Consider the following 18,401-nt stretch of genomic DNA (forward strand, 5'->3'; position numbering starts at 1 on the left):
TGCCGCATATGATCACAGGCGTGCACCCACGATCCACGGCGCTGCGCGGCACGTCGGCCGCCGCCCTCACCGCCCTTGTCCTCACCGCCTGCAGCGGCTCCGGAGTGCACGGCACGCCCGGGGCCGACGGCGTGCGTGACCCGTACTTCCCGCGGCTGGGCAACGGCGGCTACGACACCGCGCACTACGACCTGACCATCGGCTACGACCCCGACGCGCGGCACCTCACCGGCACCGCCGAGATCACGGCACGCGCGACCCAGGACCTCAGCGCCTTCAACCTGGACCTCAAGGGTCTGGAGGTGAAGGGCGTGACCGTCGAGGGGAAGGGCGCCTCCTTCCACCGCGACGGGCAGGAGCTGACGATCCGGCCCGCGGACGACCTCGACAAGGGCGAGACGTTCCGCACGGTCGTCCGCTACTCCGGCAACCCGGAGACCATCACCGACCCGGACGGTTCCGAGGAGGGGTGGCTGCGGACGGAGGAGGGGGCCATCGCGCTGGGCCAGCCCACCGGCTCGATGGCCTGGTTCCCGTCCGACAACCACCCCTCGGACAAGGCCTCGTACGACATACGCGTCACCGTCCCCAAGGGGCTCAAGGCCATCTCCAACGGCGAGTTGACCCGCGAGTCGACCAAGAACGGCCGCACCACCTTCGCCTGGCACAGCGCCGAGCCGATGGCGAGCTATCTCGCGACGGTGGCGATCGGGCCGTACGAGGTGAAGAAGTCCACGACGAAGTCCGGCATCCCGGTGCTCACGGCGGTCGAACCCTCGGAGGCCAGGGCGAGCGCGAAGGCGCTCGCCCGCATCCCCGAGATCATGGAGTGGCAGGAGCTGAACTTCGGCCCCTACCCCTTCTCGTCGACCGGCGCGATCGTCGGACGCGAGGAGGACGCGGGCTACGCCCTGGAGACGCAGACCCGCCCCACCTACCCCGGCGCCCCCGGCACCGACCTCATCGTCCACGAGCTGGCCCACCAGTGGTTCGGGAACTCCGTGACGCCCAAGTCCTGGCGGGACATGTGGCTCAACGAGGGTTTCGCGACGTACGCCGAGTGGCTCTGGCAGGAGGACAACGAGGGCGAAAGCGCGCAGGAGGTCTTCGACCAGATCTACGCGGGCGACTACTTCGAGGCCAAGGAGGACAACGACGCCGTCTGGGCCTTCCCGCCCGCGAAGCCGCCGTCCGCCGCGACCATCTCGGACAGTCCGGTGTACGAGCGGGGCGGCATGGTCATCCACAAGATCCGCCGGGCGGTGGGCGACGACACCTTCTACGACATCGTGCAGGGCTGGGCGAAGGCCCACCGCCACGGCAACGCGGACACCGAGGACTTCACGCGGTACGTGGAGGAGCACGCGGGCAGCGATGCGGCGCGCGAGAAGGTCCGGACGATCTGGGGGCCGTGGCTGTACGGGGACGGGAAGCCGGAGCGGCCGTAAGGCGTCACGCCAGCGGCTTGCGGAGTACGGCGCAGGGGCGGCCCGCTTCCAGGTCGTGCCGGTGGTCGATGACCTCGTAACCGAGCGAGCCCCAGAAGGCGAGCCCCGCTTCGTTCCCCTCCAGGACGGCGAGCCGCACCCCTTCGCGCCCGTCCCCCCGGAACCGCTCCTCGATCTTCCCCACGAACTCCCGCCCGTGCCCCTTGCGCTGCTGCCCGGCGTCCACCATGAGCAGGCCGATCCACGGATCGGTGTCGGCGGGGTCGGGATGGCGGTCCAGTGTGATGCCGATCCCGACGACCCGCCCCTCGGACCGCGCGACGAGCACCTCGGCACCCGGCACGGCCAGTTCGTCCGCGAGCGCCGCGGCGACCTGCTCGGGGCGGATGTCGTGGGGGTCGGGGAAGTCCCCGGAGAGGGCGTGGAAGACGTGGTTCGACGCGTACAGGGCGGTGAGCTCGGTGAGCAGCTCGCCGGGGAGCGCGCCGTCCGGCGCGGGGATGAGCGGTTCGAGGATCATGCGGCGCAGATTAGTCGCGGCCCGGCGACGACGAGGGCCCCCGGCGGAGATTCCGCCGGGGGCCCTCGTGAACGCGCTTATGAACCTCAGACGTTGACGCCGAAGTCCTGCGCGATGCCGACGAGGCCGGACGCGTAGCCCTGGCCGACCGCGCGGAACTTCCACTCCGCGCCGCTGCGGTACAGCTCGCCGAAGACCATGGCGGTCTCGGTGGCGGCGTCCTCGCTCAGGTCATAGCGGGCGATCTCGGTGCCGCCGGCCTGGTTGAGGATGCGGATGAAGGCGTTCCGCACCTGGCCGAAGTTCTGCGAGCGGTTCTCCGCGTCGTAGATCGAGACCGGGAAGACGATCTTGTCGACGTCGGCCGGGAGGCCGGCCAGGTTGACGTTGATCTGCTCGTCGTCGCCCTCGCCCTCGCCCGTGACGTTGTCACCGGTGTGCACGATGGTCTGGTCCGGCGTCGCCTTGTTGTTGAAGAAGACGAAGTGGCCGTCCGAGTAGACCTTGCCCTGCGGGTTCACCGCGATGGCCGAGGCGTCCAGGTCGAAGTCGGTGCCAGTGGTGGTGCGGACGTCCCAGCCGAGGCCCACGGTGACGGCGGTCAGGCCCGGAGCCTCCTTGGTGAGCGAGACGTTGCCACCCTTGGACAGGCTTACTGCCATTGTTGGGAGTCCCTTCCCTCGTTGCGTACGAACGGGCTTCGTACTGGGGACGAAGCTACCGTCACCTCTATGAACGTCGACCGGGGTCCCAGAGGTTCCTGGTCCTTTTACTTTCTTTACTCGTCTCTTGCGTCACTCCCGACGCAAGCGCGGCTCGCCGTAAATGCGGGTGACGTGGACCGGACAGACGCGGGACGATAGGACCCATGTCCGGTCCCTATGTCATCCGCGGCTCCGTCTCCCTGCCCGAGGCCGAGCTCATGTGGCGCTTCTCCAGGTCGTCCGGGCCGGGCGGTCAGCACGTCAACACCAGCGATTCGCAGGTGGAGCTGAGATTCGACCTGGCCAACACGCAGGCGCTGCCTCCGGTGTGGAAGGAGCGCGCCCTGGAGCGGCTCGCCGCCCGGCTCGTCGGCGGCGTCGTCAGCGTGCGGGCCTCCGAGCACCGTTCCCAGTGGCGCAACCGCGAGATGGCGGCCACCCGCCTCGCCTCGCTGCTCGCGGAGGCCACCGCCCCGCCGCCGAGGCCCCGCCGCGCCACGAAGATTCCCCGGGGGATCAACGAACGGCGACTTCGCGAGAAGAAGCAGCGCGGTCAGACCAAGCGCGGCCGTTCGGGGGAGGGCTGGGGCTGATCCCCCGCCCGGTCGGCGCCCCGGAGGGCAAAGACGCACCAGCAAAGACCGTTCAACCGAAAACCATCAGCCGAGCTGTCGGTACTTCCCCTTGAAGTACGTCAGCGGGCCCCCGTCGGCGCTCGGCAGGGCAGCCGAAAGTACGCGCCCGATGACGAGGGTGTGATCACCCGCAGTCACCGTCTGTTCGGTCCGGCACTCCAGCGTCGAGAGCGCGCCCCCGACCAACGGTGCCCCTGACGTCTCTCCCCGGGTGTAAGGGATGTCCTCGAAGAGCAGCCGGTCGCTGATCCTGCCCTTCATGGCGAACCGGCCGGCGATGTGGCGCTGGCTCTCGGAGAGCACCGAGACACCCCACAGCGGCTGCTCGGCCAGCAGGTCGTCCATCCGGGAGCCCTCACGCAGGCTGACCAGCACGAGCGGCGGGTCGAGGGACACGGAAAGGAAAGCCGTCGCGGTCATGCCGACGTCCTCGCCGACCGGTGCCTGGGGGTCGTCCGCGTCCAGTGACGGCTCTCGGGCGGTCACCAGGACCACACCCGCGGCCAGCCGGGACATGGCGGCGCGGAACTCTTCGTTGCTCACCCCCACAGGATGCCCGTCGGCGGACGGGGCGCGGGGGGAGGGCGGGGCGGAGGGAGCGGCGGAAGCGCTCTCCAAAGATGTCTTCAGTACGGGAACCACGGGATCGACGCTAGCCCGGCCGCCCCTGCCGCCACATCGGGCGGTGGGCCGAGACCGGGCCTAGGACCGATGGCCGAGGCGCGCAGCCGAGGCGCCGGCAAGGCGTGAGGAACCGTGTATCGGGCAAGTGGACTGGACCAACGAAGGCTTCCCATCTGTGACTTGAGTCACAGGACCCATATTTTGTTGACCCTGTGTACCGAGTGAGCTGCTCGCTGTGATTCAGTGACGGTGGCAATCAGACACTGAGAGAACTCAGGTACTGAGGAAACACTAAGGGCGCTGCGAATCCTGGAGTTGCTGTCGAGGTCTCGGGGAGAGCGAGCAATGGAGACCGAGTCGGAGCCGTACGTCCGTCTTGCGACCCTGCGGCAGCTGCATCAGGTGGTGGCGGATCTCAACACGGCCCGGAGCCTGGCAGACACGCTGCAGACCGTCGCCGACGGCGTGGTCAACGGCCTTGGCTACGAACTGGCGTGCGTCAATCTCGTACGCCCTGACGGCGACCTCGTGGTCGCCGCCTTCGCGGGCAACACCGCCGCCGAGGCCCTCATCACCGGCCGCGTCGGCTCCCGCGAGGCCTGGGAGAAGCGGCTGGCCATGGGTGAGGCCTGGGGCGCCCTGAGGTTCATCTCGTACACCGAGGGCTGGGTCCTCGACGAGGACGACGTCCCGCAGTGGTACACCGACGGACCCGACCCCCGCTTCGAGGACGAGTGGCACCCGGCCGACCGCCTCTTCGCCCCGATGTACGCGACGGGCGCCGCCGGCGGCGAACTGCTCGGCGTGATCTCCGTGGACCGGCCCCGCAACGGCCGCAGGCCCGGCGCCTGGGGCCGCGAAGCTCTCCAGATGTACGCCTTCCAGGCCGCCATCGCGATCAGCAACGCCCGGCTTCGCGCCAACATGCAGCGCGCCCTGGTCCGCCTGGAGCGTGAGCAGCAGGCGCTGCGAGCCAGCGAGGAGTCCTTCCGCCAGGCCTTCGAGTACGCGCCGTCCGGCATGGCCATCGCCGAGATGGGCGGTGACCAGCACGGCCGCATCCTGCGCACGAACGACGCGCTGTGCCGCCTGCTCGGCCGCCCCGCCTCCGCGATGCGCCGCTACTCCTTCTCCGACCTGGTCCACCCCGAGGACATCGGCACGCTCCTGCGGACCTCCGCCGAGGGCGGCAGGGCCGAGCTGCGCCTGGCACGGCGCGACGGGACCTACGTGTGGGTCTCCCTGCGCAACTCCGTGGTCGCCGACGCCGCCGACGGGCCGCGCTTCCTGCTGACCCACGTCGAGGACATAGAGGAGCGCAAGCGCCGCGAGCTCCAGCTCGCGCACCGCGCGTCCCACGACTCCCTCACCGGCCTGCCCAACTCCGCCGAGCTGCGTTCCCGCCTCAGTGCCCGCCTCTGCCGACGCCCGCACGCGGGCCAGCCGAGCGCGGTGGACTCGCTGGACGCGGCGTACGACGGTGTGTACGACGCGGAAGGCCGGCACAGCTTCGACTACGGCTCGAACAACGCGCACGCCCTTCAGCAGAGCGGCGACGGCTTCGACCACCACGTGCACACCGTCGCGCCCCCCGAGGGGCACGGGGACACGGACGACGGCACCAAGGGCCTCGCCGTGCTCTTCTGCGACCTCGACGGCTTCAAGTCGATCAACGACCGCTTCGGGCACCACACGGGTGACGCGGTTCTCATCGAGGTGGCCAGGCGTTTGACCAGCGGCGTTCGCGACGGGGACACGGTCGCGCGGCTCGGGGGCGACGAATTCGTCGTCCTCGCCGACGGTCTTGGCCGCGCCGACGCGCAGGACCTCGCGGTGCGGCTGCGGAACGCGATCATCCCGCCGATCCGGGTGGACGGCCGGGCGGTGCGGGTCGGTGCCAGTTTCGGCATCGGGTGGGCGCACTGCGGTATGTCGGCAGACGAGGTGTTGCACTCCGCTGACCAGCGGATGTACGTGGAGAAACGGTCCCGTGCCAAGCAGCACAGGCGGGCCGGATGAGGTCTACGCCACCCCTTGGGACCACCGGGAGCGGGTAGGCTCCCCCGGTCAGCGATGTAAGGGAGTGACCTGGGAATGACGCCCGGCAATAACGGCGAGCACACGCCGAACGCGCCAGAGGGCGACGAGGATGTGTTCGGCTATCTGTACGAAGACGGACAGGCAGCCGGCGCCACCCCGCCCAGCGGAGGGGGCGGTTACGGATACCCGGGTACCCGGTCCTCGTACAACCAGGTGCGCGCGGTCGGCGACCGCCGACCCAATTCGTACGGCCCGCAGGCCGCGACCACGTACGGCCAGGTGCCGCAGCAGCAGGCCTACGGCCAGCCGAACACGCACTACGCCGCCCCGGAGACGCAGCCCGGCAAAGCCCCCACGACGCCGCAGTACACCCCGGCGTCCCGCGGCTCGGGCGGTCGCGGCAGCGGCCCCAACACCAAGGGCCTCCTGATCGCCGCGATCGCGGTCGTGGCGGTCGTCGCCATCGGGATCGCCGCCGCGATGACGTTCGGCGGTGGCGGCGACGGCGACGACGAGGGCGGCGAGAAAAAGGCGGGCGGCCAGGCGACGCAGGCCGAATCGGTCAAGCCCAGCGAGAAGCCGACGAAGGAGCCCGCGGACCCGGCGGAACTCCCGAAGACCGACGCGAAGGCGCTGAAGCTGGAGGGCGGCACGACCACGGCCTCCGACATCGAGGGCGCGGAGTCCGAGGGCGGTGTCTACGTAACCGGGTTCGACAAGGTCGGCGCCCAGGTGACGTGGACCGTCAACGGCATCCCCAAGGCCGGCTCGTACAGCCTGCGCGTGAACTACGGCGTCCCCGGCAAGGACTCCAACGCCACCATCCTCGTCAACGGCAAGAAGCAGACCCGTCCCCTGAACATGGGGAACTTCTCGAAAGCGGATGAAGGGGACTGGGAGAAGGGCTGGACCAACACCTGGGCGGTGGTCCAGCTCACCAAGGGCACCAACGCGGTCACGCTCTCCTGCGCCCAGAGCGACCTGTGCGGGACGACCGGGGCCAACATCGACCAGATGTGGCTCGTGGAGGGCGACAAGGGCTAGCCACCGCTCCTGCTCCTGGGGCTACTTCAGCAGCCCCAGGAACCCCGCCACCGTCCCGGCCATCGCCTCGCGAGCCGGGGCGAGGTATTTCCGGGGGTCGACGCCCTTTTCGTGGGCGCCGAGGTACGCGCGCACCTCACGTGTGAACGCCGTGTTGAGGGCCGTGCCGACATTGATCTTCACCATGCCGGATGCGATGGCCTGGCGAATCTCGTGGTCCGGTACGCCACTTGAGCCGTGCAGCACGAGAGGCACGGGCACGGCCGCCGCGAGGGAACCGATCAACTCGTGGTCCAGGGTCGCCGTGCGGGACGTCATCGCGTGGGAGGAGCCGACCGCCACCGCGAGGGCGTCCACCCCTGTGTCCGACACGTAGGACGCCGCCTCCGCGGGGTCGGTCCGTACCCCCGGCGCGTGCGCGTCCAGTGGGGCCTCGCCCTCCTTGCCGCCCACCTTTCCCAGCTCCGCCTCGATCCAGATGCCCCGCTCGTGGCCCCAGCGCACCGCCTCCGCCGTCGCCTTGACGTTCTCGCCGTACGGCATCTTCGACGCGTCGAACATCACCGAGCTGAAGCCCTCGGGGTGCGCGGCCCGCAGGAGCTCCGGGTCCGTGACGTGGTCCAGGTGCAAGGAGAGCGGGGCCGACGAGGTGCGGGCCACCGCCGCTGCCGCTGCCGCGATGGCGGACAGGCTGCCGCCGTGGAACTTCACGGCGTTCTCGGAGATCTGGAGGATCGCGGGGGTGCCCGCCTGCTCGGCGCCCGCGGCGATCGCCTCCGCGTGCTCCAGCGTGATCACGTTGAACGCGGCGACCCCGCGGCCCGCGGCACGCGCGTCGGAGACCAGGTCGCCGGTGGTTACGAGTGGCACGATGAATGTCCCCAATTCCTGGGCCGGCACGGCCCGTTGTGCGTCGCCCACGCGGTGACGCGTGTTCTCACGCCGCGGTGGCCTCCCCGGTCACCACGACCCGCGCGAGCAGGTCTTCGTACGTCGAGGGCACGAACTCGCCCGCCACGGGGGCCGCCACGGTCGCCGCCGACAGGGCCACGGCGCGCGCGAGGCGCTGGGGCCACGGCAGTTCCTCCACCAAGCCGGAGAGCAGACCCGCCACCGCCGAGTCACCGGCGCCGGTCGGGTTGCCGCGTACGCGGGTGGGTGGGGCGGCCTGCCAGGAGCCCTCGGGAGTGACGGCGCGCAGGCCCTCCGCGCCCAGGGACGCCACCACGGCGTGCGCGCCCCTGCGGCGGGCGTCACGGGTCGCCTGGGCGGGCTCGTGGGAGCCGGTCAGCTCGGCCAGTTCGTCGGCGTTCGGCTTGACGATGTCAGGGCGGGCGGCGACGCCACGGCGCAGCGCCTCCCCGCTGGTGTCGAGGAGAACGGGGATCTTCGCGGCGCGTGCGGCCCGTACGAGCGTCGCGTACGCGCCGACCGGGACCCCCGGTGGCAGGCTTCCGCAGAGCGCGACCGCCGCGACGCCCCGGCGCAGCAACTCCTCGTACGACTCCTGGAACGCGGTCCATTCGGCGGGCGACACCGCCGGGCCGGGTTCGTTCAGCTGCGTGGTGTCGCCGGTCGCGGTGTCGACGACGGCCAGCGTGCGGCGGGTGGCGCCGTCCAGCGGAACGAGGGCGTCCGTGATGCGGGGCTCGCGCGTGAGGCGCTCGTGCAGGACGCGGCCCGTGTCGCCGCCCGCGAAGCCGGTCACCGTCACGTCGTGGCCGAGGGCTCCGAGGACGCGGGCGACGTTCAGGCCCTTGCCGCCCGGTCGTTCGATGACCTCGGTGACGCGGTGCGAGGTGTGCGGGACGAGGGCGGGGACGCGGTAGGTGATGTCCAGGGCGGCGTTCAGCGTCACCGTGAGGATCACTTGTCACTCACCCCCGAGTTCGCTGGAGAACGCGCTTGCCGCCCGTCTCTTTCCGGGGCTGATCATGCCAAAGAGAAGGCGGTTGGCCCAGGGGTCAGGGCCAACCGCCTCCTCTTCGTTGTCTCTTCAACGTATGGCGAAATCACCCGAGTTGGGGCTGATTGGGCGCAACCACCCACTCGCCCTTGCGCATGACGCCCTTCAGGTCGAACCGCTCGTCCAGGACCACCAGGTCGGCGTCCTTGCCGGGCTCCAGCGAACCGATCTCGTCGTACATGCCGAGGAGCTTGGCCGGATTGGCGGAGATGGCGCGCACGACGTCCTCGACCGGCAGCCCGTCGACGGTCACCGAGCGCTTGAACGCCCGGTCCAGGGTGAGGGTCGAGCCCGCGATCGAACCGCCCTCGACGAGCCGCGCGACGCTGTCCTTCACCTCGACCTCCAGCGGGCCGAGCATGTACCGGCCGTCGCCGAAGCCCGCCGCGTCCATCGCGTCCGTGATGAGCGCGGTGCGGGCGGCGCCCGCGTGGTGGAAGGCCAGCTCGAACGCGGCGGGGTGCAGGTGCGTCCCGTCGTTGATCAGCTCGACCGTGATCCGCTCGTCCTCCAGGAGCGCGGCGATCGGGCCCGGCGCGCGGTGACCGATGCCCGGCATCGCGTTGTAGAGGTGCGTCGCGACGGTGGCACCCGCGTCGATGGCCCGCACCGTCTGCTCGTACGTCGCGTCCGTGTGCCCGATGGCCGCGATCACGCCGTGTTCGGCGAGGAGGCGTACGGAGTCGAGGCCGCCCGGCAGCTCGGTGGCCAGGGTCAGCATCTTCGCCCGGCCGCGTGCCGCGTCGATCAGCTTGCGGACCTCGGCCGGGTCCGGGTCACGCAGGAGCGCCTCACTGTGCGCGCCCTTGCGGCACGGCGAGATGAACGGCCCCTCGAAGTGGATGCCCGCGATGTCGCCCTGCTCGGCCAGCTCGCTGAGCAGGCCCGCCCGCTGGGCGAGGAAGTCCATCTCGCCGGTGACGGTGGAGGCGACGAGCGTGGTCGTGCCGTGCAGCCGGTGCGTGTGGACGCCCTTGAGTACGTCGTCGACCGTGCCGGAGGTGAAGGAGGCGCCGCCGCCGCCGTGGTTGTGGATGTCCACGAAGCCGGGGACCACCCAGTGGCCCGTGAGGTCGACCGTCTCGGCGCCCGTCTCGGCGCCCGCGGGAATGCTCCCCGCGATACGCGTGCCGTCGACGATCACACGGCCGTGGGGAACGGTCCCGGTGGGCAGGACCACCTGAGCACCGGCGAGGATTTTGCTAGTGGCCATCAGGCGGTTTCCTCCGTGGGATCGGGCGTGGGGTCGGGCCCGGGGTCGGGCTTCGGGCTGACGAGGTCCCATGCGAGCAGGCCCGCCCCCAGGCATCCGGCGGTGTCGCCGAGGGCCGCGGGGACGATGTCGGGCAGCGTCTGGAACTGGACGACGCGCGCCGCGACGGCCGCCCGCAGGGGTGTGAACAAGGTTTCCCCGGCCTCGGCCAGACCGCCACCGATGATCAGGGTGTGCGGGTCCAGGAGGGTGAGGGCCGTGATGAGGCCGTCGGCGAGCGCGTCGACGGCGTTCTGCCAGACGTCGAGCGCCCGCGGGTCGCCCGACTCCACGGCCTTCGCGCAGTCGGCGGCGTCCGCCTCCGGGTCGCCGCTCGCCGCCGCCCACGCCTCGCTGACCGCGGACGCGGAGGCGAGCCGCTCCAGACAGCCACGCTGGCCGCAGCCGCAGAGCGGGCCGCCGGGGCGCACGATGATGTGCCCTATCTCGCCCGCGGAGCCGTGGGCGCCGGGCTCGATGCCGCCGCCGATGCCGATGGCACCGGCGATGCCCGTGCCGAGCGGCACGAACAGGAACCGGTCGGCTCCCTTTCCGGCGCCGATCCGTCCCTCGGCGAGGCCGCCGGTGCGGACGTCGTGGCCGAGGGCCACGGGTACGCCTTCCAGCCTGCGGCTGAGCAGCTCCCGCATGGGTACGTCGCGCCAGCCGAGGTTCGAGGCGTAGACCGCGATGCCGCGCTCGGTGTCGACGATCCCGGGGATCGCGACGCCTGCCGCGGCGGCGGGCTCCCCGAACTCCTCGATCCCGTGGGCGCGCAGGTCGGCGGCGAAGTCGAGGATGGACTCGACGACGGCGTCGGGGCCGCGCTCGCGGCCGGTGGCCCGGCGCGCCTCGTGGAGCAGCGCGCCGTCCGCCCCGACCAGGGCGGCCTTCATTCCGGTGCCGCCCACATCGAGGGCGATGACATGTCTCACGGGGGACAGTCTCGCGCGTCGGCCGCGAGAGGTCTAGTCCACTTCGGGTGTTGCCCCCGGGTAAAGATCCCCTTACGCGGTGGGGTGTCCGTTGTGCCGCGCTGCCGCGGGGGGTGCGCCCTGACTCTCGGCTGTGCCTTACGCCCCCTTCGGGCGGGACGTCACAGGCCCACCGCTTCGCGGCGGATTCTCCCCTCCCGCCCACCCGTTACTCGGCGGACGATCGGGTGGGGGGGGGTGTCCTTTGTGCCGCGCTGCTGCCAGGGGTGCGGCCTCGCTCTTGGTTGTGTCTTGCGCTCGGGTGGAACGTCACAGGCCCGCCGCTTCGCGGCGGATCTTCCCCTCCCGCCCACCCGTTACCCGGCGGGCGATCGTGTGGGTGGGGGCGTCTGTTCGGGCGGGGGCCGCCGCGGGGCAATCGGCTGGGTTGGGCTGTCTGTTCGGAGGGGGCCGCCGCGGGGCAATCGGCTGGGTTGGGCTGTCTGTTCGGAGGGGTACGCCGCGGGGCAATCGGCTCGGTGGGGACGTCTGTTCGGTCCGGGGCCGCCGCGGGGTAATCGGGTGGGTGGGCGGGAGACATCCGCCGCGAAGCGGCGGTTCAGGACCAGCCCCCTCCCACCGGCACCGGCGGTAGAGCCACCGTCCCACCGGGCCCGGCGGTTCAGCACCAGCCCCCCACCGACCCCGGAGGTAGACCCAGCCCCCCACCGGCCCCGGCGGTTCAGGACCAGCCCCCCACCGGCCCGGCGGTAGACCCTCCCCACCGGCCACGGTGATCCAGAAGCTGCCCCGGCCGCCGGGGAAAGCGCCGGCCTAGCTCAAGATGACGCTTCGCGTCAGGTTGCGAGGGTGGTCCGGGTCGAAGCCTCGGGACTCCGCCAGGGCCACGGCGAGGCGCTGGGCCCGGATCAGGTCGGCCAAGGGGTCCGCCTCCTCCCGGGCCACCAACTCGCCGCCCACCCGGGCCACATCACCCGCGAGCCCCTCCGGCAGCACCCCGAACATCCACGCCACCCTGCCGGGCCCCGTGATGGAGATGGGCCCGTGGCGGTACTCCATCGCCGGGTACGACTCCGTCCACGCGCCCGCCGCCTCCCGCATCTTCAGCGCCGCCTCAAGAGCCAGGCCGTACGTCCAGCCCCGCCCGAGGAACGTCCACTGCTCAGCCGCCACAACCGCCGCAGGCAACGGCTCCGTCACCGCGAGCTCCGCGTCGACCGCCGCCTCGGCGACCGACTTCACGCCGGGGACGTCACCGAGCCCGGCCCGCAGGAAGGCGAGCGCGGTCGTGGCGAAGCGGGTCTGCACGACCGACTCCTCGTCCGCCCAGTCAAGGACCGCCACCGAGTCCGCCGCGTCCATCACCGGAGTCTTCGGGTCGGCGGTGAGCGCCGTGGTCGGGATCACGCCCTTCAGCTCGCCGAGGAGTTCGAGGACCTCCGTCGTCGTGCCCGACCGGGTGATCGCGACCACCCGGTCGTACGTCCGCCCGGCGGGGAACTCCGACGAAGCGAACGCGTCCGTCTCGCCCTGCCCGGCGGCCTCGCGCAGCGCCGCGTACGCGATGGCCATGAACCACGACGTCCCGCACCCGGTGACGGCCACCCGCTCGCCCGGCTTCGGCAGTCCGTCGAAGGTGAGGGCGGCCTCGGCCGCCCGGTGCCAGCAGGCGGGCTGAGTTGCGATCTCTGCTGCGGTACGCGACATGCGTCAAGGCTCCTTGCCGGTGGGACGTCATTGGTACGCCGTTGCACAAGCGATACTGAGGTGGTGTAGACCTCGTGTCCATACGCGAGGGAAAATCGCAGTTCACGTAGATCATCGAGGGTGGGAACAGCTGTGCAGCGGCGCGCGACAGGACTGACCGCGGCGATAGCCGTACTGGGCATGGCGGCGGTACTCGCCGGCTGCGGCGGTCCGGGCGACTCCGGCGACGTCACCCTCAAGCTGGTGGCCGCCGACTACGGCGACTCCAAGGACAACAGCTCCCAGAAGTACTGGGACAGGCTCGCCGAGAAGTTCGAGGCCCAGAACCCCGGCATCAAGGTCGACGTCAGCGTCTACTCCTGGACCGACGTGGACCGCAAGGTGAAGGAAATGGTCAAGGCGGGCGACGCCCCCGACATGGCCCAGATCGGCGCGTACGCCGACTACGCCGCGGCGGACAAGCTGTACCGCACGGAGGACCTGGTCTCCATCTCCACCCAGGCCGACTTCATGGCCCCCCTCTCCGAGGCGGGCGAGGTCAAGCGCGTCCAGTACGGCATGCCGTTCGCCTCCTCCACGCGCCTGCTCTTCTACAACGAGAAGATCTTCAAGGACGCCGGTCTCACCCCGCCGCAGAGCTGGACCGAGCTGGCCGCCGCCGCCAAGACGCTCAAGGCGCGCGGCGTGAAGATCCCCTACGCCCTGCCGCTGGGCAAGGAAGAGGCGCAGGCCGAGACGATGCAGTGGCTGCTCAGCGGTGGCGGCGGCTACACCGACAACGTCGGCACGTACGACATCGACTCCGCGCAGAACGTGAGGACCTTCACCTGGCTGAAGGACGAGCTCGTCGGCAAGGGCCTGACCGGCCCCACGCCGCCCGCCAAGCTCGACCGCGCCGAGGCCTTCGCCGCCTTCACGCGCGGCGACGTCGGCATGCTCAACGGCCACCCCACGCTGATGCAGATGGCCGCGAAGAAGGGCGTGAAGTACGGCATGGTGCCGATGCCCGGGGTCAACGGCCACACGCAGGCCACGATGGGCGTCGCCGACTGGATGATGGCCTTCAAGGAGCGCGGCAACCGCGAGGAGGTCGGCAAGTTCCTCGACTTCACCTACAGCACGAAGAACGTCCTGGACTTCTCGCGCGAGTACGACCTGCTGCCGGTCACCAACTCCGCCGCCGAGGAGATGACGGGCAACAAGAACGACAAGGCGCTCGCCGAGTTCCTCGACGAGCTGCCCACCTCGCAGCTGTACCCCGTGGGCAAGACGTCCTGGGCGCAGGTCTCCGTCCAGGTCAAGAAGTACATCGGCAAGACGGTCGACCCGAACGGCAATCCGGCGTCGATCCTCAGCCAGATCCAGTCCAAGGCGGCCACCGAGGAGAACTCGGAATAGCGTGACGGGCATGACCGATGCCACGGACGACGCCCCGGACGACGCCACGGACGACCCGTTCCCCGACACCGGCCTCTCCGAGCGCGACCGCGCGATCCTCGCCCTGGAGCGCCGCGACTGGGTGACCGGTCCCGGCGCCAAGGAGCGGGCCGTGCGCGAGCAGCTCGGCCTGGTGCCGGTCCGCTACTACCAGCTCCTGAACGCCCTGCTCGACGACCCCCGCGCCCTCGCGCACGATCCGGTCACCGTCAACCGGCTTCGGCGGGTCAGGGAGTCACGGCGCAAGGAGCGTTGAGCGTAGGGTCGGGTCCATGGGTGACCTTGAGTACTCTCCCGAGCTGCCCGAGCCCGTGACCCCCGCGGGGCGCGAGGGTCTCGCCGCGCTCCTCGCGCGCCCCGGGAAAGCAGTGATCGCGCTCGACTTCGACGGCACGCTCGCCCCGATCGTGCCCGACCCCGAGCAGGCCCGCGCCCACCCCGGCGCCGTCGCCGCGCTCGCCGCGCTCGCGCCGAAGGTGCGCTCCGTCGCGGTCGTGACCGGGCGCCCGGCGGGCGTGGCGGTGCGGTACGGCGGCCTCGCGGGCGTCCCCGGCCTTGAGCACCTGGTCGTGCTCGGGCATTACGGCGCCGAGCGCTGGGATGCCGTCTCCTCCACCGTGCACGCGGCCGAGCCGCACCCCGGTGTGGCGTCCGTGCGCGCCGAACTGCCCGGCTTCCTGGACACGATCGGGGCCTGGCGCGGCACGTGGATAGAGGAGAAAGGCCGCGCGGTCGCCGTCCACACCCGCCGCGCACGCGACCCGCAGGCCGCCTTCGAAGCTCTGCGCGAGCCGCTCGCCGAGCTGGCGTCCCGCCACGGCCTGATCGTCGAGCCGGGCCGCCTGGTCCTGGAGTTGCGGCCCCCGGGGATGGACAAGGGCGTGGCGCTCGCCGACTACGTACGCGAAGTGGGCGCCGAGACCGTTCTGTACGCCGGCGACGACTTGGGCGACCTGCCCGCGTTCGCGGCCGTGGAGAAGCTCCGCTCGGACCAGGTGCGCGGCCTGCTGGTGTGCAGCGGCAGCGCGGAGGTCGCGGACCTGGCCGAACGGGCCGATCTGGTGGTGGACGGGCCGGGGGGCGTGGTGGAGCTGCTCGGCGCGCTCGCCGCTCAGCTGGGGTGAGTCCGAGGGCGAGCGCGAGGTGAGGGTGAGGCGGACGGAGTTTCGGGTCTAGGCCCTCAGCGCCCGCAGCTGGTCCAGGAACCACTGGGACGGGGGGAGCGCCGTCGCAGCCGCGGCGAGGCGTTTCGTGCGCTCCGCCCGCTCCTCCTGCGGCATCGTCAGCGCCGTGTGCAAGGCGGTGGCTGTGCCCATCACGTCGTACGGGTTCACGACGACCGCGTCCTCGCCCAACTCCTCGTACGCCCCGGCCTCCCGCGACAGGACGAGAACGCACCCCTCGTCCGAGACGACCGGCACCTCCTTCGCGACGAGGTTCATGCCGTCCCGGATGGGGTTCACCAGAGCCACGTCCGCCAAGCGGTACGCCGCGAGCGACCGCGCGAAGTCGTCCTTCACGTGCAGCACGACCGGGGTCCACCCCTCCACGCCGTACGCGGAGTTGATCTCGTCGGCGAGACGCTGCACCTCGGCCGTGTAGTCGCGGTACACCGCCAGGTCCTGCCGTGAGGGGTACGCGAACGCGACATGCACGACCCGCTCCCGCCACTCGGGGTGGGACTCCAGCAGCTCCCGGTAAGCCAGCAGTCCCCGCACGATGTTCTTCGACAGCTCCGTCCGGTCCACCCGGACGATCACCTTCCGGTCGCCGGAGCCCCCGATCTGCTCCCGCAGCGCGACGAGCCGCTCCTCCACGTCCGCCCGCCGCGACCGCTCCCGCAGGAAATCGGCGTCCGCCCCGAGCCCGTGCACCCCGATCCGCGTACCGGACGTACCGCCGAGGACGCGGACGCAGCACTCCGTGAACGCGTCCGCCCAGCGGCCCGTCAGGAAGGCCGCCCGGTCGGCGCCCAGGATGCCGCGCAGCAACTGCTCCGCGACGTCGTCCGGCAGCATCCGGAAGTAGTCCACCGGCGCCCACGGCGTGTGCGAGAAGTGGCCGATGCGCAGGTCGGGGCGGAGCTCACGCAACATCCCCGGCACCAGCGCCAGGTGGTAGTCCTGGACGAGGACCGCGGCGTCCGCGCCCGCACTCTGCGCCAGCGCCTCGGCGAAGGCCCGGTTGTAGGCCTCGTACGACGCCCACTGCGCCCGGAACTCCGGGCCGAAGGCCGGTTCGAGCGGCGTCTGGTAGAGCATGTGGTGGACGAACCACAGCACCGAGTTCGCGATCCCGTTGTACGCGTCGGCGTGCACCCGCGGGTCGATGTCGAGCATCCGCACGCCCGGTTCGCCCACCCCGCGCCGCACGGCCTCCCGGTCGCCGTCGCCCAGCGCGGCGCAGACCCACAGGGCGGTGTCCCCGTCGGAGTCGCCGATCGCGCTGAGCCCGGAGACGAGACCGCCTCCGCCCCGCTTGGCCGACAGCTCCCCGTTCTCCTCCAGGGCGTATGTGACGGGGCCGCGGTTGGACGCGACGAGAATCTGGGCGGCGGCGTGCTCGGAGACCATGTGGCGAACCTAGCCCCTGGCGCGAGGACTCAAACGTACGGCCGGACTCCGGCGTGGCCGGCCGTACACATTCGGCGTCCGTTCAGCCTCGACGGCCAGGGCCCTGGTGACGGCCGGGGCCCTAGTCGCGCCTGCTCCTCACGGCCGCCACCGCCAGCGCGCCCAGTACGCACAGGGAGATCGCCAGGCCCGCGTACAGCATCGTGTCCGACTCGCTGCCCGCCTCGGCCAGTTCCCCCTCACTGCCCTGCCGGTCCACGGCTTCGCCCCGCTGTTGCCGCGGGGCGGGGCGTTCCTGCGCCCACTGGGCGGTGTCGCCGGTGTGGCTGATCCCCGGCCTGGTGTCGGCATTCGCGGCGGCGGGCGCCGCGGACGCACCGAGGGCTCCTGCCGCGAGGGCGGCCGTCACCATGGCCACGGCACCGACGCGTCGCGCGCTTCGCATTACCTCTCTGACCCACATAAGTGGGGAATGTAGACAAAATGCCCGGCTTGGGGCGGTTACGCCACGCGGCGGGCCGTGTACTCCGCGATGCCGCGCATCGGTGGGCGCTCCTCCGTGTCCACCGAATGGGTCCGCGGCTCGAACCCCTGCTCGCCCCGTTCGAACTGCGTGAGCTCGGGCCGTACGAGATGGCCGCGCGCGAGCCGCAACTGGGCCGTCCGGTAGATCGCCGCCGCCATCCGGCCGAGCGCCTGCCCGTCCTGGTGCCGGTGCTTGCGCACACCGACATCGACCTGCGCCAGCGCGTCGAGGCCCACGGTGTGCAGCGCGTCGACGAGCAGCCCCAGCTCCACCCCGTAGCCGACGGGGAACGGCAGCCGCTCCAGGAGGGACCTGCGCGCCGCGTACTCGCCGCCCAACGGCTGGACGAAGCCCGCCAGTTGGGGCCAGTGCATGTTGAGCAGCGGACGCGCCATCAACTCGGTGACCCGGCCGCCCTGCCCCGCGCTCTCTCCCAGGGGGCGGTCGTACATCGCCTTCACGAGGTCCACGTCGGGCTCGGTCAGCAGCGGGCCCACGATCCCGGTGACGAAGTCCGCCGAGAACTCCTTCAGGTCCGCGTCCACGAACGCGACGATGTCACCGCCGGTCACCAGGAGCGAGCGCCACATGACCTCGCCCTTGCCGGGCAGGGCCGGGATGCGCGGCAGGATCACGTCCCGGTGCACGACCCGCGCGCCCGCCTTCCGGGCGACCTCGGCCGTACGGTCGCGCGAACCGGAGTCGATCACCACGAGCTCGTCGACGAGCGAGGTCTTCTCCACCAGCTCGCGGCGTATCTCGGCGACGATCTCGCCGACCGTCCCCTCCTCGTCCAGCGCGGGCAGGACCACACTCACCGAGGCCCCCGACGCCCGCTTCGCGGCGACGAGTGCGCTGAGGGGACGGTCGGCAACGGACCAGGAACGCCTGGTCAGCCAGCGCTCGGCCTCTTCCAGCACGGGTGGCTCCTCCTGTGTGTGGCCTACATGTGATCCATCTCGCGGTTCGGACGACTATCTCAAGGGTCCA

Annotated in this window: 18 protein-coding genes; 7 read left to right on the forward strand and 11 right to left on the reverse strand. The window is 71.3% G+C overall.

What is annotated here, in order from left to right; all coding sequences use genetic code 11:
• Positions 1–20 precede the first annotated feature (20 nt).
• Positions 21–1,448, forward strand: a complete 1,428-nt coding sequence (locus AB0I94_RS30260; RefSeq protein WP_363312871.1) for a M1 family metallopeptidase — start codon at positions 21–23, stop codon at positions 1,446–1,448.
• A 4-nt stretch (positions 1,449–1,452) separates the two neighbouring features.
• On the opposite strand, the gene AB0I94_RS30265 is transcribed toward AB0I94_RS30260, so the two are convergent.
• Together AB0I94_RS30265 and AB0I94_RS30270 are read right to left on the reverse strand one after the other, a co-directional pair.
• Positions 1,453–1,968 (reverse strand): GNAT family N-acetyltransferase, encoded by a 516-nt coding sequence (locus tag AB0I94_RS30265; RefSeq protein ID WP_363312872.1) that lies wholly within the window; start codon positions 1,966–1,968, stop codon positions 1,453–1,455.
• 86 nt (positions 1,969–2,054) lie between these two features.
• Positions 2,055–2,630, reverse strand: a complete 576-nt coding sequence (locus AB0I94_RS30270) for a TerD family protein (RefSeq protein ID WP_160505777.1) — start codon at positions 2,628–2,630, stop codon at positions 2,055–2,057.
• 206 nt (positions 2,631–2,836) lie between these two features.
• Between AB0I94_RS30270 and arfB the strand changes: the two genes are divergently transcribed.
• Positions 2,837–3,265: an alternative ribosome rescue aminoacyl-tRNA hydrolase ArfB gene (gene arfB, locus AB0I94_RS30275; RefSeq protein WP_363312873.1), complete on the forward strand. Its 429-nt coding sequence runs from the start codon at positions 2,837–2,839 to the stop codon at positions 3,263–3,265.
• Between the two features lie 66 nt (positions 3,266–3,331).
• Here the strand turns inward: arfB and AB0I94_RS30280 are convergent, their stop codons facing one another.
• The gene (locus tag AB0I94_RS30280; protein WP_363312925.1) at positions 3,332–3,856 is read right to left on the reverse strand and encodes a flavin reductase family protein; all 525 of its coding nucleotides are present in this window, start codon (positions 3,854–3,856) and stop codon (positions 3,332–3,334) included.
• A gap of 420 nt (positions 3,857–4,276) precedes the next feature.
• Here AB0I94_RS30280 and cdgB point away from each other — a divergent pair, with 420 nt between their 5' ends.
• Together cdgB and AB0I94_RS30290 are read left to right on the forward strand one after the other, a co-directional pair.
• Positions 4,277–5,950 carry a diguanylate cyclase CdgB gene (cdgB, locus tag AB0I94_RS30285; RefSeq protein ID WP_363312874.1) on the forward strand — a complete coding sequence of 558 codons (1,674 nt, stop codon included), beginning with the start codon at positions 4,277–4,279 and terminating at the stop codon, positions 5,948–5,950.
• A 75-nt stretch (positions 5,951–6,025) separates the two neighbouring features.
• The gene (locus tag AB0I94_RS30290) at positions 6,026–7,015 is read left to right on the forward strand and encodes a carbohydrate-binding protein (protein WP_363312875.1); all 990 of its coding nucleotides are present in this window, start codon (positions 6,026–6,028) and stop codon (positions 7,013–7,015) included.
• Between the two features lie 21 nt (positions 7,016–7,036).
• Here the strand turns inward: AB0I94_RS30290 and AB0I94_RS30295 are convergent, their stop codons facing one another.
• The 5 genes from AB0I94_RS30295 to AB0I94_RS30315 form a co-directional block, all read right to left on the reverse strand.
• Positions 7,037–7,885 carry a class II fructose-bisphosphate aldolase gene (locus tag AB0I94_RS30295; RefSeq protein WP_363312876.1) on the reverse strand — a complete coding sequence of 283 codons (849 nt, stop codon included), beginning with the start codon at positions 7,883–7,885 and terminating at the stop codon, positions 7,037–7,039.
• Positions 7,886–7,952: 67 nt separating this feature from the next.
• Positions 7,953–8,885, reverse strand: a complete 933-nt coding sequence (locus AB0I94_RS30300) for a 1-phosphofructokinase family hexose kinase (protein ID WP_363312877.1) — start codon at positions 8,883–8,885, stop codon at positions 7,953–7,955.
• Positions 8,886–9,027: 142 nt separating this feature from the next.
• Positions 9,028–10,194, reverse strand: coding sequence for an N-acetylglucosamine-6-phosphate deacetylase (nagA, locus tag AB0I94_RS30305; protein WP_363312878.1), 1,167 nt, complete (start codon positions 10,192–10,194; stop codon positions 9,028–9,030).
• Positions 10,194–11,168 (reverse strand): ROK family protein, encoded by a 975-nt coding sequence (locus AB0I94_RS30310; RefSeq protein ID WP_363312879.1) that lies wholly within the window; start codon positions 11,166–11,168, stop codon positions 10,194–10,196. The genes nagA and AB0I94_RS30310 overlap by 1 nt, the downstream gene beginning before the upstream one ends.
• Before the next feature lie 813 nt (positions 11,169–11,981).
• A complete protein-coding gene (locus AB0I94_RS30315) occupies positions 11,982–12,875 on the reverse strand; it encodes a sugar isomerase (RefSeq protein WP_363312880.1) in 894 nt (297 codons plus the stop codon).
• Between the two features lie 180 nt (positions 12,876–13,055).
• Between AB0I94_RS30315 and AB0I94_RS30320 the strand changes: the two genes are divergently transcribed.
• The 3 genes from AB0I94_RS30320 to otsB are packed head-to-tail and all read left to right on the forward strand — an operon-like array spanning position 13,056 to position 15,436.
• Positions 13,056–14,273, forward strand: a complete 1,218-nt coding sequence (locus AB0I94_RS30320; RefSeq protein WP_363312926.1) for an extracellular solute-binding protein — start codon at positions 13,056–13,058, stop codon at positions 14,271–14,273.
• A gap of 10 nt (positions 14,274–14,283) precedes the next feature.
• Positions 14,284–14,568: a DUF3263 domain-containing protein gene (locus AB0I94_RS30325; RefSeq protein WP_363312881.1), complete on the forward strand. Its 285-nt coding sequence runs from the start codon at positions 14,284–14,286 to the stop codon at positions 14,566–14,568.
• 16 nt (positions 14,569–14,584) lie between these two features.
• A complete protein-coding gene (gene otsB / locus AB0I94_RS30330; RefSeq protein ID WP_363312882.1) occupies positions 14,585–15,436 on the forward strand; it encodes a trehalose-phosphatase in 852 nt (283 codons plus the stop codon).
• A 48-nt stretch (positions 15,437–15,484) separates the two neighbouring features.
• On the opposite strand, the gene AB0I94_RS30335 is transcribed toward otsB, so the two are convergent.
• From AB0I94_RS30335 to AB0I94_RS30345, 3 genes are all read right to left on the reverse strand, one after another.
• Positions 15,485–16,885 carry a trehalose-6-phosphate synthase gene (locus AB0I94_RS30335; protein WP_363312883.1) on the reverse strand — a complete coding sequence of 467 codons (1,401 nt, stop codon included), beginning with the start codon at positions 16,883–16,885 and terminating at the stop codon, positions 15,485–15,487.
• A gap of 121 nt (positions 16,886–17,006) precedes the next feature.
• On the reverse strand, positions 17,007–17,330 hold the full coding sequence (locus tag AB0I94_RS30340) for a hypothetical protein (RefSeq protein WP_363312884.1): 324 nt from the start codon (positions 17,328–17,330) through the stop codon (positions 17,007–17,009).
• A 56-nt stretch (positions 17,331–17,386) separates the two neighbouring features.
• Entirely contained in the window at positions 17,387–18,331 is a 945-nt protein-coding gene (locus AB0I94_RS30345; protein WP_363312885.1) for a glucosyl-3-phosphoglycerate synthase, read from the reverse strand.
• Positions 18,332–18,401: the final 70 nt, after the last annotated feature.

This window comes from Streptomyces sp. NPDC050147, from assembly GCF_040660195.1.
In the GTDB taxonomy this organism is placed as follows: Bacteria; Actinomycetota; Actinomycetes; order Streptomycetales; family Streptomycetaceae; genus Streptomyces.

Excerpts from the sequence above, each read along its gene's own strand:
- nagA (WP_363312878.1), bottom strand. The coding sequence starts at position 10,194 with ATGGCCACTAGCAAAATCCTCGCCGGTGCTCAGGTGGTCCTGCCCACC.
- arfB (WP_363312873.1), top strand. The coding sequence starts at position 2,837 with ATGTCCGGTCCCTATGTCATCCGCGGCTCCGTCTCCCTGCCCGAGGCC.
- otsB (WP_363312882.1), top strand. The coding sequence starts at position 14,585 with ATGGGTGACCTTGAGTACTCTCCCGAGCTGCCCGAGCCCGTGACCCCC.
- AB0I94_RS30290 (WP_363312875.1), top strand. The coding sequence starts at position 6,026 with ATGACGCCCGGCAATAACGGCGAGCACACGCCGAACGCGCCAGAGGGC.
- AB0I94_RS30340 (WP_363312884.1), bottom strand. The coding sequence starts at position 17,330 with ATGCGAAGCGCGCGACGCGTCGGTGCCGTGGCCATGGTGACGGCCGCC.
- cdgB (WP_363312874.1), top strand. The coding sequence starts at position 4,277 with ATGGAGACCGAGTCGGAGCCGTACGTCCGTCTTGCGACCCTGCGGCAG.
- AB0I94_RS30335 (WP_363312883.1), bottom strand. The coding sequence starts at position 16,885 with ATGGTCTCCGAGCACGCCGCCGCCCAGATTCTCGTCGCGTCCAACCGC.
- AB0I94_RS30320 (WP_363312926.1), top strand. The coding sequence starts at position 13,056 with ATGGCGGCGGTACTCGCCGGCTGCGGCGGTCCGGGCGACTCCGGCGAC.
- AB0I94_RS30315 (WP_363312880.1), bottom strand. The coding sequence starts at position 12,875 with ATGTCGCGTACCGCAGCAGAGATCGCAACTCAGCCCGCCTGCTGGCAC.
- AB0I94_RS30270 (WP_160505777.1), bottom strand. The coding sequence starts at position 2,630 with ATGGCAGTAAGCCTGTCCAAGGGTGGCAACGTCTCGCTCACCAAGGAG.
- AB0I94_RS30265 (WP_363312872.1), bottom strand. The coding sequence starts at position 1,968 with ATGATCCTCGAACCGCTCATCCCCGCGCCGGACGGCGCGCTCCCCGGC.
- AB0I94_RS30325 (WP_363312881.1), top strand. The coding sequence starts at position 14,284 with ATGACCGATGCCACGGACGACGCCCCGGACGACGCCACGGACGACCCG.